Source organism: Sphingomonas sp. (assembly GCF_036731925.1).
Classification (GTDB): Bacteria; Pseudomonadota; Alphaproteobacteria; order Sphingomonadales; family Sphingomonadaceae; genus Sphingomonas.
This window is the reverse complement of record NZ_DAINDJ010000001.1, coordinates 120,787-133,392: the sequence shown is the minus strand read 5'-3', so window position 1 is coordinate 133,392 and position 12,606 is coordinate 120,787. Positions and strand designations below refer to the sequence as shown.

The following is a 12,606-nucleotide window of genomic DNA, read 5'->3' as shown; positions in this document are numbered from 1 at the left end:
CCAAGGCTTGAAAAAACGTCGTTAGGATTGCGTTAGGCATCATTTAAGCCTTCGACTTCACGCACCTAGCGCAAGCGACCAGTGCCCCTCGCCTGGCCCAGCGAGCCGTTCCAATTGCACCTCGTCGCTGAGGAATTCGGACAGCTGCGGCAATGGCAACGGAGGAGAGATGAAATAGCCCTGGAGCAGATCGCATCCCATGATGCGAAGCAGCGACAGGCTCATCGCCGTGTCCACGCCCTCGGCGGTGACCTCCATCTCGAGCGCATGGGCGAGCTCGATCGAGGAGCGGACGAGAAGCGGGTCCCGATTGCTGTTGGTGAGGCCGCTTACAAACATGCGGTCGATTTTGAGTTCGTGGGCGGGCAGCTGCTTAAGGTAAGCGAGCGACGACAGGCCCGAGCCATAGTCGTCGATTGCGATGCGAATGCCTGCATCCGTAAACGCGCGCAGGTTCTCCAGGGCCGCGTCAGGATCACCGATCACTGCGGTTTCGGTGATCTCGAACCCGAGCCTGCCGCTCGCCTGACGGGCCAGCGCAAGGGCCGTTGTAGCGAAGTCATAGTCTGGCAGCAGCTGACCCGAGATGTTAACATAGACTTCAACGGGATGCCCGCGCTCGATAAGGCGCTGCTGATCTTCGATGGCGCGGGTGATCACCCATTCGCTGAGCTCGCGGATTGCGCCGGTTTCTTCGGCCAGCGCGATGAACCGATCGGTCGGCACAAGTCCGCTGCCGGGCCGAATCCAACGGATTAGCGCCTCCACGGACGTGATCATGTTCGTACGTGCGTGAAGCTTCGGCTGATAGTGAAGACTTATCTCGCCTTCAGCTAGCGCGCGCGGCAGGGCCCGTATGAGCTCCAGATCTGCTAGGCTGTTTTGTGACAGAACGGCCGAATCTGCGAAGCGGATCTTGCTTCGTTCCTTCTGCGCGGCGCTGAGCGCGGCCGCTGCCTGATCAACCAGTTCGTCGAGAATGGAACTCTGCCCTGCGTCAGCAAAGCCGATTGACACTGAAGGATAGACGCTGAACTCGTCGATGAGCAGGCGCGCTTCCAGCGCTGCGACAAGGCCCTGCAGGCACGCATGAGCAGCCTCGAGGCTATCTGCATGGAAAGCGAATTCGATCGTGGTGCGACCGATGCGGCCGCGATCCGCGCCCGGGATCGCGACTTCGATCCTGCTCGCTAGTGTTTCCAGCAGCTGATTGGTGATCTGGTAGCCAATGCTCCGCCGGAGCGCTGCAAAGCGCTCCACCTCTACCAGCGCTACGAACGTCGGTCCCGCAGGAACATGGGCATAGCGGGTCTCATCCCGGAGCTCATCGAAGACCGTCGCATGCATGCTTGTTGAAGCTTGCCACTGCGCCAGGGGTTGCGTGGCAGCGAGCACGCCATCGCCTGGCGTGGCCAAGCCTTCACCCTCCTTTGCATGAGGCGAATTGGAACTGTGCCGCTGCTCCTCGTGCAGAGCGGACAGGACCATTCTCCCTGCCCTAACCAGGCGGGCGCTAAACACGCTTCGCACAAAGCGCGCCGTCAACACGGATTGAAAGGTACGCAGCACAAGGCCCCAGAGCTTCGCCAATGCCATCGTTCAACGATACCGCTCATGTATGAAGCATCTGTAACTGCGCCCATCTCCACCGCTGGACAGCCAGCGACTCGAGAGTATCGGCCGCTCGCGATAGGTCCGCATGAGCCACAATGCGGATTGCCAGCACGGCCGGCATCCCAGGCGAGCACAAGTTTGTATCAACCAGACAGCGGCCTCGCTGCTTGGAAGCAGGAGCGAGCCCGCCTGCTGCTCACAGCGCCTAGGCGGAGGCGGGTGGCTGTATGTGCTCCTTGGCGACCGTCGTCGATCCCCTGCTTGGCCATTGCCGCGACAGTTGATTTATGGACGACGAAGGCTGAGCCGACAGGAGCTTCGCGCACGAAAACTCTTGCAGGACGACCGTCGTGCATACCGCAGAAGTGGTACGAACCACGACCCTTGTCGATAACATCTATGTCTGCATCTGGATCGGCGAGAAGGCGCTGGTTCGTCACCTAGGCATGCAGACATAGCGCGCAGCGCGCGGCTCCATAGCACGTGAGGTAGTCAGGTTTGATGTCAGCGGGCGAGTTGGCTGCTCCAAGTGACGACCACCGAAATGGCGAGGATGCCGAGATCGATTGCGGCGTGCACCCGCTGCGGGGCCGCATCATCAGGGCGGTGAGTGACAATCGTGAAGTCGGCGTGAGGACGCGGCGGGCGGACGACCGCCATCAGGAGGGCTATGGCTCCGGTGGTCAGCAGCAGGCGCTTATGACGCGACATCGATTCCCCTTTTCCCTGGCCCTGCACCTATAGGCGCCACAAGGGCATGGCTAGGCCGAGCGACGTCAAGAGTCGACATTGTTCTTGGATGACGACGAAAGTTACCCAAACCCTCATCCTAGAGCCTGCCGCAGCGAGGCAGATACCTGCTATCAACAGAGCATTTTGTACGAAGCATCATCGTCCTTGCCCCGACTGCAACGCTAAGTATGCTGCAGGCGCCAACCTTCCCCGGGACCGTTCAAGCGGGCGTCGATGTCGCGGACGAGGGCTGATGTTACGTTCGCATTTCTCGCGTGGACCTTCCAGTCGGCGACTGCAGCTCTAACGCGATCAACGATCAGCCTGGTGCGCTCGTCTGGGATGCCGATCCCTTGCGCCGCGACAAGCATGTCCGCCACATCGGGGTTCTACCTGCGCCGCCTGCAATGAGCGCGTGCTCTGCGAGGTTCGGGTCCGGACCCTCGCAGTCCATCAAGATCGGCGCGTCTACTTCGATGCTGCCGTCAAGCACTTGTATAGGCGATCGATTGACTTCCTGCGCACGAAGCCAGCATTGAACTTCAGCAAGATGCGATGTTTGGCAATCGCCGCCTTGCCCATGAACCTGCGGCCTTGGCCGAGGTCCATCCCATTTCGATACCGCTCGCGTTGTGCCAATTCCTTATCGCCGTAACCCGCGCTGCTCGAACGCTACGACGTCATCGATACTCCAAAACTTGGGGCGAGTGAACAATGACGCACCTATGACATCCGAGCTCAGAACCGCGTGGATGGCAAGGACGGCGTCGAGCCGAACGGCAGCTCCCGCTTCCAATGCCTGAACGTCTTCCTCAGCCACGGACGCCTCCGCTGCTAGCTGCTCGACCGTCATCCCCATCAGATCACGGAGGCGCTCCGCGCGTCGGCCGATCTCGCCAATGCTCTCCGGGGCGGGAAGAGAGTAGTCGGTCATGCTTCCCTCGTGGAAATATGTGGTCTGATGCTTCTTCCGTGGCCGTCACCAAGCCTTGTAGTCGATCTCGCTTTGTTCGGCCAGGAAACTTGAGCGCGTGCTTGCAGAGGCACTCTCCTCTGACCGTGCAGACCGACCTCAACGCAGGAGTCGGGCCGGGAGATGAATTAACCGCTCCCAGCAACTGAACGGGTTGGGCACTCCTCCCCGTTCGGAGGCGGGGCGGACCCGCTCAGCCGACGAGTCCGTGGCATGCAGCGCAACCTTCTGTTGACAAGATCCCTCGTAAGCTGGGGACATGAAGCAGAACGAACTTCGCCCCAGACAGGACGCACTTACCAGACGATGGATCTACAAACTCATGGCGGTCCTGCTACCCGCGATGGCTCTAGTGGTCGTAATGGCACTTATCTCAGCTCGAGAACTGTCTCGCCAAGGCTATGACACGTGGCTGAGCACCCCTGCGGGCGCATCAGCCTCGAAAGGAAGCCCTGAGCCCTACCTCATCCACCAGCCCGCTCGAGACGCGAAGGTACCACCGGATCCAGGCCTAGTAGCGGCAGAAGACATAGATGCTCAGGCCCACTTCTATCGCCATCCCAACCACGTACATGGCCATACCAAAACGCCAGGCGCCTCTGCTGCTGGAGAACAGAAGGGCCAGCGCCGGGAGTATGATCCCTACTGTGCACAACCCCAGGGCAAAGACGAGTCCGGCGTATGCGCCGCCTGGGCCGCGGTCATCGAGTACGCCCAAGCCAACTCGGTCGCTCGTTCTGCCCTCCTGCTTCAATCCACCAGCAGCATCATCTCGTTGATGATCAGCCTCTTCGGAGTCGTTGCCATTTTCGTCGCAGCCCGAGCCGCGGAACTCGCCGCTCAGAGCAATCGGCTCGCAGGAGCGCTGAGTGCCGGCTACCTTGTCCCCAATGTCTCTGACGAGAACGACGTGTATCGGGCGGGCGTCGAGAACATTGGCGGGAGCAGAGCAGAGCTGGTCCGCCTTGCATTGTGGTGCACCGACTATCACGTGGTCGGCCAAGCTTGTCTCGTTCCGTCCGCTGAAGACGTTGGTGACCGCATATTGGGAGCCGGCGCCCGCCTCGCGATCAGCGACATCAACGATACCAAGACGGCTGTTATCGAAGCCACGATGGTTGACCTGACCGGGCACAGAAGGTCGGTCACGTCGATCTTCGAGCGCAAGGACGATGGCTGGTGCTGCGTAAGGCAGTACGAACATGGCGGTCTCCAAATTTGAGGGTTTCGTGGTGGCGGCGGGCACGGGCGCGAGCCTCATGACGGGGATGGCGAGCTCGCTTCATCCCGGGATCGCGAGAGCGGTCATGTTTTCGGGCGCGTTGCTGCCGACGAAGCTCCGCTCCTCGAGTTGAAGGCGGAAGCGAGCACTGGACATATTCCCCGGGGCTGGTTGGCGTGCGTTCGCGTCTTGTGCGACGCTGAAATCGTCGAGGCACGGGAGCACTTCTGCAGCCGCGATGTGCGCGCATCTCGTTCAATTTTCAGGAGGAGCTTGGTTAGGCGGTCGCAAGGAGGAGCGGCGCGCCGCGTTAAAATCATCGGTTAGGCTGCGGCTGGCATCCCCTTCCCGCAGCTCGTCGGTAAGGGGGCTGTTCCTGGGGAATCCGGGCGTACCAGCCTCGGCGTTGCGGGACGTGAATATCGTCTCGGCATGAGCGAGGGTGCGCCCGCCCGGTCAGGCGGGCGCAAGTAGGCTCGAGCCCATGGGCTGATCGCCGCCGTCAGCCCAGGCGTCTTGATGGAACCAGCGGCCCCGCTACTTCGAGGCGGTGTGTACGAGCCCGCTCTCGACGTCGAACACGCTGACATGCTCGTCCGCTCCGTTCCTGTAGAATCCGCACAGGCGCTTCCACCTGAGCACCGCAAGGGAGGCGGTCAAAGCGTTCAGATCGGCCACCTGCACGTTCGACTGATAGGGATCGTCGTGACCGCCGGAGCCGCCAGGGATTGTAGCCAGCGCCGCCTCCCTGGTGCTGTCCGTGCTGGTCGTGACCCTTAGCAGACCAAAGACTCCGTCCGCGGTTACCTCAAGGCCGATCCCAGTGTCGATGAACCGCACACCGGCCCTGTCGAGTCGGCGACAGATGGACTGCTTCGGTTCGATCTGGTCGATGCAGAGGAACACGAAGTCCATGCTGTCCAGAACCGAAAGCCCGCCACGCTGCAGGCGCTCCGGATGAGGTACTATGCCGCGATGTATCTGCGAGTAAACGGCGGCCCAGTGGTCAACCTTGGATCGGCGGAGGCGAAGATTCTCTAAAGAGGCGGCCCCCGGTGCACGGAAGGCATTGTGCTGGTCGAAGGTATCGTCGTCGAAGAGATGGATCGATGCGACGGGTGTCTTCGCGACGAGGTCGAGGACGTAGGAGCCCGTTCCGCCCAGCCCTACGATGGCCAGCTTCTGTCCATGGAACCTGGAGGCGAGACGTTCGGTACCGGCGCGGCTGGATGCCGTGTCGACATAGTGGAAGGGCGAGGCGACGTTGTGCTCCCGCATGACCCCGCCTGGCCTGGCGGTACAACGAGGATCCAGCAGCATCGCCTGACCGGTCAACGCGGCCACATATGCGGTCACCAGTTCGTGGTAGTCCATGAACTCGCGACCAGACGGCTGTTGGCAGAGGCTTCGCTGCACTTCACCGTTGAACTCCTTGGCATGCCCGGTGGATATGCCGGGCAGCGGCTCGCCACTCGCGGTGCAGGGCGGGCTTCCGCTCCAGCCCACGTCATGCCGATGGGGAGCAACGGTGACGTCGCCTGCGAGAAGGACCCGAACGGAAAGCGTGCCGTACTTAACGGTCCTCAATCCGTCGACATACGGGATGCCGCGGACGACAAGCAGGCCATCGACGAGGGCTACGTCGTAGCCCTCGTCGCGCAGCCGCTCCAGGTCCGCACTACGACGCGACGGTGTGAGTGACAACGAAGGTCTCCCCCTGGGCGATCGGCGTGCGCTGTCGCACGGTGAGCAGCCCTTCCGCAGCGTGCGACGGGCCACCCCTGAAGGCGATGGTCACCGCACTATTGATTGAAGCGCGCATCTGGGGGAACGCGAGCCGTACGAGATCGCAATGCTCGATGCTGCTCCCTTTGATCAGGTGCTTCTGCCCGTTGACGATGATCTCGCAGGTATCGCCCACGTCATGGGCGGGCCGCAGCGGATTCACTCTCAACGGCACAAGGCTTCGTTTGTCGTCGATCATGCACAATCTCCTTACAGTTGAGTGCCTATTGCGGACGGCGCGGGCTCTCAGAACCTGAGCGCGTTCGCCGCACGGAGCAGATGCCGCCCCACCGCTTCGTAGAGCGCGCCGGCGGCTAAGCCTGACATCCTGGACCATTCGCCATCGGGGTCGTCGAAGATGGTAGCTAGCGCTGGACCGACTTCCTCGATCTCCAGATCGTGGTCGGCCATTACCTCGAGCGCCATCGCGAGGACCCGGAGCATCCTCTCGGTCGGATCGCAGGGCACGCCGATCGAAAGCGGCTCAAGGCGCGTGTAGAGGCTGGTTGGCAGCGCGTGCTCGTTCGACGCCGCAACCATCCAGTTTATCTCCCCCAGGTCGATGACGGCATCCATCGATCGGCAGAACCATCGGCGCGCGGCGTCAGGGTCGAGCATGGTCGCGATGTCGTCTCCAATCCGGGCGGCTGCGCCCCCGAGCCCAAGCACCAGGACGATCGGATTGGCGCAACGCGCGCTGGCCATGGCGATCACGGGATCGGGCGGCACGACGAGTTCGGGTCCGCGCGCTCCCGAACGGCGCAGCGCGTCGGGCTGGAGCCGGCCAGCGTCCATCACGAACAGCGGCACGCCGGCGACGCGCGCCATTCGGCGCGCAACGAAGCGCGCCTCGTCGTCTGTGTGGCCCACAAGGGCGAGCGGAGCGAAATGGAACCAGCTTCTTTCAACATGGCGACGATGGCGGGTGTCGTTCGCGAGGAACTCGACCAGTCCGGGGACCCATTCCATCCCGATCCGCTGCGCGCAGTCGGCGGATGGGGAACCGAGCAGATCCAGCGGCCTGTCCAGACCGAAGGACTCCCCGGCTGGGGAGCCCTGCATTACCGTCCTGGTCGGGTTTGCCTCGGCGCTAGCCCGAGGGATGACCGCGATGTTGCGCCAGATGGGCGCAAGTTCCGCTTCAGCTATCGTCATTCGTCACCTCGCCAGAAGCGAAGAGGACGTCGCCCCCCCGAGGAGAGGCCGGCGAGCTTCACTCGCTTCTCGGTCTCCTGCATCTCGGCTAGGAGCTTGCGCTCCAGCGCTCGGGGCCCCTGCTCCTCAAAGAAGGCAGCAAAGTCCGCGAAGCGGTGTGCCTGCGGGCGCCACCAGTCGCGGAAACGTTCCCGCTCCCAGTTCTGCCGGAACCAGATGACGAAGAAGCCCTTGTCCTCCCCTCCCCTACGCAGATCGATGCCGAACTCGCCGTGACGGTCCACCAGGAAGGAGTATATCTTCAGCGCTCGCGCCTTGGCCTTGCGAGCTTTGGCCCGCTTCTTCAGCAGATCGCGCGCCTGTGAAGCACGAAGCTCGGATATCTCGCTCGCCGCCATGGCCAGCAGTCGATCCGGTCCGACGACCTCTCCAAGGCGGCCCCAGAGCAGCCACTTTCCGCGCTTGTCCAACATCCAGGAAAAGAGCGACGCCGCATGACGCCTATGCCTCCAGGTTCTGGTCCATACGGGGTATTCGGCGAAGGACGCTCCGTTACGCCCGACAACGCGGAACATGCCGATCGTCGAGGAAGCCGTGTCGAGCCGGACCTCGTACTCGATGGACCCGCTACCAGCGAGGATGTCCTCCCGCGCGCTGGGATCGATTTCAGCCGTGTCTCTCATTCGCGCAATGTGGTGGAGATACGCGGTAGCTGGCCAGCTATTCGCAGGCCCATCGACATGGCAACGAGGCCCATATGCGCGTGTATGGCTGCTCGGCGGGGGTTCTGTTGCGCGAGCCAGCGGGAGGTTACCCGTGTCTCAACCTTCCGGCTGACCGGGTTCAGATGATCAAGTCGTCCAACTCTAAGGATCGCTTGGCAAATCCCCTGCGGATTTCAGGGTCACCGGGATGTCGCAGGCCTGGTCCGCCGCGCGACTTGGTAACGGAACGGCTAGCGATCCGAGACGCTCTCGCTTGGAGGACGTCTCGGGTCGATCACGGCTTGCAGGTCGGTGTGCTCAAGCAGCCGGCGACGGGCGCGTGCAAGGCACCGGCCCCTCGAAGGAAACCTGAGAAACGGCTAAAGCGGCATCAGCGGCCGCGAGGATAGTTCGGCTGCAATCCGCTGGCCAGGTGCGGCAACGGGCGTCCTTCATCAGGACGTCCCGCCTGGATCGCCACATGCGGACTTTCTTCTCGCATTGGAAACTTCCGTCGATGCGGTGGCTACTGATCGTGTCCGCCGAGCGCCGCCTGAAATCTCGACGGACCTTCTGCCGACGCGATTTCGCGACGAACGCCGGCTAGACGCCGTTCGATCTGCTGTAGCGACCTCTTCCACCCGCACGGACGCGATGGCAGTCGCGCCGGAAAGTCTCGTAGCTGAGCGGCGCGGCCCTTTCTCCGCGCGCACGAGAACTCCGATCACTTGCCGTGCTGGTCTGGATATCCCGCAAGACGCGACGGTAACCTTCCCGGATCGTGCCGCCATCCCCAGCGATTCGCAGCGCATGATGACGCCGTAGGTTTCGAACCACTCTGTCGGCATCGGTGAGATGCCGCGGCTTCTTTTCGCCCGGAGTGCCCTTCCCCGCCTTCCGGCTCGCACGCCATCGCTTCACCGTCGAGGGACTAGCGGGATCGCCAAACCGTTCGCGGTGGTCGGCCCCCCAGTGTTTATGAAGCGCAATCGAGATCGCCTTGGTGCCGTTTGGAATTGCGAGCTGGTCCATCAGGTCGCAATGCGCTGCAACGCGGTCGAGAGAGGAACAGCACGGAGGGACATCGTTGTCCGCCTCAAGGTTGCTCGGGCTCAGCCAAACCCGCATGGTTAGGGCATCGCCGGTCACCAAACCTGCATCGGGCGAAGGGGACCATTGCACCTTGAAAGACGGCTCCAGCGCCTCTCGCATTGCGGGAAGAACGAGTTCGGCGAGCCACGGCTCGCGCCCGAAGACGACCTCGAAGTACAGCTGTTCCTTAGAGCAAGCCATTCAAACCTCCATTCTCGCGCCGGCACAGCGCGGGATGACCGGAGATGGATATCTGCGGAAAAAGCTCAACACGGGCGAATAGATACATCTTAAGACACTTCGTACTTCCCAAACGGCGACTGGGGCCCGGCGCCCAATAATCTTTTCGGCTCTGCGGCGAAGTCGGAAGTACAGCGCTTTTTTGAGTTGAGGCTTCAGATCAATCGCTGAAGAGCACCCGTGAGGCGGCTGCAGACTTTCGGATCGCTGGGCAGAAATTCACGGTCGCATGGGAAAGCGTCGTGGAAGCGCTGGCGCAACATGTCTTCCGAGTCAGTACGTTCACTTTATGTTCTTTTTGCGACTTCCTCAGAATCGATGGGCGCCGCGGTGGTGCTCGGCATTGCAATCAGATGCCGCAGGCGAGATCTCAGCCGGTCTGCCTCTTCTTCGCTGTCAAGCAATGCCTCACGTTGAGGGCTGGAGCTGCCTTTGAAACGGCCCCTCAAGATCGCGTCGGCGTCTTGGAGGTCGAGGGAAGTTCCGCCCTGCGGCACATGCGCGGCGCGCTCGCCTTCTGGTCGTTCAGTCAGGTCCGGCTTCAGCCTGATACCGCCGGGCCTGTGCCCTAGGAGCCCCACGATCTCGCGCCAGGACCGGGGCCGCGCCGGCATGAAGTACAGCGGCAGGTTAGCTCCCTGCAGCGCGCCTTCCAGGTTGGACCAGCCCGCGCCCGCACCGACCAAAACGCGGCATTCGTTCAATGCCTGGCTTTGCGGAAGATTGTCAGCGGACAGGGCGTCCAGCAGCGCAGCTGCGGCGCTCGACGAACTCGGAGGCTCCATCGACAGCGACATGCCGAGGACCGTGGCTTCGCGCCTGATGTCGAGAACGAGCGCCGCGATGGGTGCAACGACGCCGTGCTCGGCGTGTCGCACCGGGACGTCGATAGCACAATGCGTGACGAGAACGTCCCGTACTCCCTCCGGGCGCAGTCCTCTGCTGCGACGGATCTCGCCAATGAGGGCTTTCATGGCCGTCACGCCGGGTAGTCCCACCCCGCGGAGTTCGGCTAGCCGGCGAGCTCTATCCATGACTTGACTCACCGACTGGTTCCTTGCTGCTGCCTCCGCATCGGAGATAAGCTGGCGCTGCGTGTCACTAACCGAACCAACCTTCTTCCTTTCCTTGCCGGAACCCATGAGTGCTTCGGGCCTGCCAGTGTCTAGCCACCCCCGCACTAGGATCCAGAACGAAACCTCCGTAAGTCCCAGCTGGGCAATAGCTTCACGACGAGTAATCTCACGAGCGACATAGCGCTCGATAATCCCAATTCTCCGCGACCTCATGACGCCGGTGGGGAGCCACTTGCGAGAAGTCCAGCTCATTGAACCTGTTCATGATTATCTCTTTCTATGAATGAGGAACATCGTGCCCCGGTACGCTACGGAGTCGAGTTTCCTGAGTGGCCATGCTGCACCCGAACTGGGAGGATCGCTCCCAAGGGCAGACACGTGACGGACGCTTTTGGTCCGACGGCTTCGCTTGATACATGGAGGGGACCATTGCGCTCGTGTTCCACTGAGCAGGTCAAGCTGCAGCCGACGGCCGATCGCTGCGAACAGAGCGTGGCGTCATACCCCCGGCGCCGCGAATACAGGAGGGCGCAGAAAAGCCATCGATTTCATGTGGAGGCTACGCGGCAAGTGCGCACGATCGGCGTCACTTCCAACGTCTTTGTAGGCTGATGGTGGATCAGCCGTTCTCTTCTCGACTGGGCGGAGGAACTGGGCTCGGCCGACGACATGCTATGGGTCGCTGCGGCATGTGCCGGGTCCGCAACGCGCCTGCAACCTAGGCAAATCTTTGAAGAGCGGCGGTCAGCCGGCTGCGAGCTGCGGCGTCGCTGGAAAGGAACTCGACGTCACCGGGGAAGAAATTCCGAAACCTCTCCCGCAGCATGTCCTCGGCGTCGGGCAGTTCGATCGGATCACCGAACTTGAGCTTCACCAGGCGTTCGCTTGGCGGCCTTCTTGTGAGGTCGGGGAGAAGCACGACACCTGCTGGACGCTTGCCGAGCAGACGAGCGAGGCTGCGGGCCGAGGCCCTGGGACGCACGGCTTGGAGCGACAGGGGCAGCCCCGCGCCGGCAAGTGCTGCACCCAGCTCTGGCCAGCCACTGCTCGCTTCGTTTGGAATGGTGAATGAACGTACGGGCGCCGATCGCGGGCGGTCCGCTCGCGCAACGGCGTCCAGAATGGTCCGCGCAGCCTGGCTGGAACTTCCTGCATCGAACGACAGTGTCATTCCAAGAAAGGTCGCGCCCTTCCGAACGTCCAGCAGCGCACACATAACAGGTGCGACAAGTCCGTGTTCCGGATGCACGACTGCGACGTCGAGCGCGCAGAACTCGAGCACAAGATCCACGATACCTTCGGGCCTGAGGCCCCGGGCCCGTCTTGCCTCCTGAACCAGAGCCTCGATCTTCCGCCGATAAGGCACCTGCACGCCTCGCTGCTGAGCGAGCATTTGAACGTTATGGACAACGCGGCGGATCGAGGCACCGGGCAATCCACGCTCGGCCTCCTGGATGAGGACCTCCGCATCCTCGTCGATTGGCATCCTCGCCTTGAATACGTGCCCAGTCGCACCGAGGTCTGCCGGGCGTTGGCTCTGACGCCATGCCCGCAACAGCCTCCAGAATGTGGGCGCCGACACACCGAGCCTTCGCATCGCTTCCACGCTCGAGATGGTGCCTCCTAGATACGTTTCGATGATCTCGATCCGCCGCAAAACTTCCTGACGCTTCCGCGGAACAATCCCGGACAAATCGTAATAGCGCTCATTTGACATAGACTCTCCTTTTCTCGAAGACTCAGCGAAATAGCTCGCGCGAAAACCCGCCCCGAACGCGGTAATCCGCTAATTCAGTCGCCAGTTGTTTTCAGGGAGCTCGCGAGCGGTTGCTCCGCCGCGGGAGCGGATTTCCAGAGATGGCAACCTAGCCATCCACCTTCATCGTCTCGTGATTGATTGTCTCACGTTGCGACGGTCGTTGATCGTCCCGCACCTATCGTCAGCTATAAGCTGTGCGGGGCCGGCCGGACGCTTGAGCGAGACCGATGGCCATTTCGGCGACCTCTTGCCGC

11 protein-coding genes are annotated in these 12,606 nt (G+C 62.1%); 1 reads left to right on the top strand and 10 read right to left on the bottom strand.

Features of this window, described 5'->3' with window-relative positions; genetic code table 11:
- Positions 1-57: 57 nt before the first annotated feature.
- From V7E00_RS00640 to V7E00_RS00630, 3 genes are all read right to left on the bottom strand, one after another.
- Positions 58-1,596, bottom strand: coding sequence for a GGDEF domain-containing phosphodiesterase (locus V7E00_RS00640; RefSeq protein ID WP_333570869.1), 1,539 nt, complete (start codon positions 1,594-1,596; stop codon positions 58-60).
- A 522-nt stretch (positions 1,597-2,118) separates the two neighbouring features.
- The gene (locus V7E00_RS00635) at positions 2,119-2,325 is read right to left on the bottom strand and encodes a hypothetical protein (protein ID WP_066726377.1); all 207 of its coding nucleotides are present in this window, start codon (positions 2,323-2,325) and stop codon (positions 2,119-2,121) included.
- Positions 2,326-2,989: 664 nt separating this feature from the next.
- Positions 2,990-3,280, bottom strand: coding sequence for a hypothetical protein (locus tag V7E00_RS00630; protein ID WP_066726380.1), 291 nt, complete (start codon positions 3,278-3,280; stop codon positions 2,990-2,992).
- Positions 3,281-3,578: 298 nt separating this feature from the next.
- Between V7E00_RS00630 and V7E00_RS00625 the strand changes: the two genes are divergently transcribed.
- On the top strand, positions 3,579-4,541 hold the full coding sequence (locus V7E00_RS00625; protein WP_157084786.1) for a hypothetical protein: 963 nt from the start codon (positions 3,579-3,581) through the stop codon (positions 4,539-4,541).
- A gap of 537 nt (positions 4,542-5,078) precedes the next feature.
- Here the strand turns inward: V7E00_RS00625 and V7E00_RS00620 are convergent.
- From V7E00_RS00620 to V7E00_RS00590, 7 genes are all read right to left on the bottom strand, one after another.
- Positions 5,079-6,245, bottom strand: coding sequence for a ThiF family adenylyltransferase (locus V7E00_RS00620; RefSeq protein WP_066726389.1), 1,167 nt, complete (start codon positions 6,243-6,245; stop codon positions 5,079-5,081).
- Positions 6,220-6,525, bottom strand: coding sequence for a hypothetical protein (locus V7E00_RS00615; protein ID WP_066726392.1), 306 nt, complete (start codon positions 6,523-6,525; stop codon positions 6,220-6,222). The genes V7E00_RS00620 and V7E00_RS00615 overlap by 26 nt, the downstream gene beginning before the upstream one ends.
- Positions 6,526-6,572: 47 nt before the next feature.
- The gene (locus V7E00_RS00610) at positions 6,573-7,481 is read right to left on the bottom strand and encodes a hypothetical protein (protein ID WP_066726395.1); all 909 of its coding nucleotides are present in this window, start codon (positions 7,479-7,481) and stop codon (positions 6,573-6,575) included.
- Positions 7,478-8,164, bottom strand: a complete 687-nt coding sequence (locus V7E00_RS00605; RefSeq protein ID WP_066726397.1) for a hypothetical protein — start codon at positions 8,162-8,164, stop codon at positions 7,478-7,480. The genes V7E00_RS00610 and V7E00_RS00605 overlap by 4 nt, the downstream gene beginning before the upstream one ends.
- A gap of 624 nt (positions 8,165-8,788) precedes the next feature.
- Positions 8,789-9,478: a hypothetical protein gene (locus V7E00_RS00600; protein WP_157084788.1), complete on the bottom strand. Its 690-nt coding sequence runs from the start codon at positions 9,476-9,478 to the stop codon at positions 8,789-8,791.
- Between the two features lie 326 nt (positions 9,479-9,804).
- Positions 9,805-10,491 (bottom strand): hypothetical protein, encoded by a 687-nt coding sequence (locus V7E00_RS00595; protein WP_157084789.1) that lies wholly within the window; start codon positions 10,489-10,491, stop codon positions 9,805-9,807.
- A gap of 820 nt (positions 10,492-11,311) precedes the next feature.
- Positions 11,312-12,310, bottom strand: coding sequence for a hypothetical protein (locus V7E00_RS00590; RefSeq protein WP_157084790.1), 999 nt, complete (start codon positions 12,308-12,310; stop codon positions 11,312-11,314).
- Positions 12,311-12,606 lie beyond the last annotated feature (296 nt).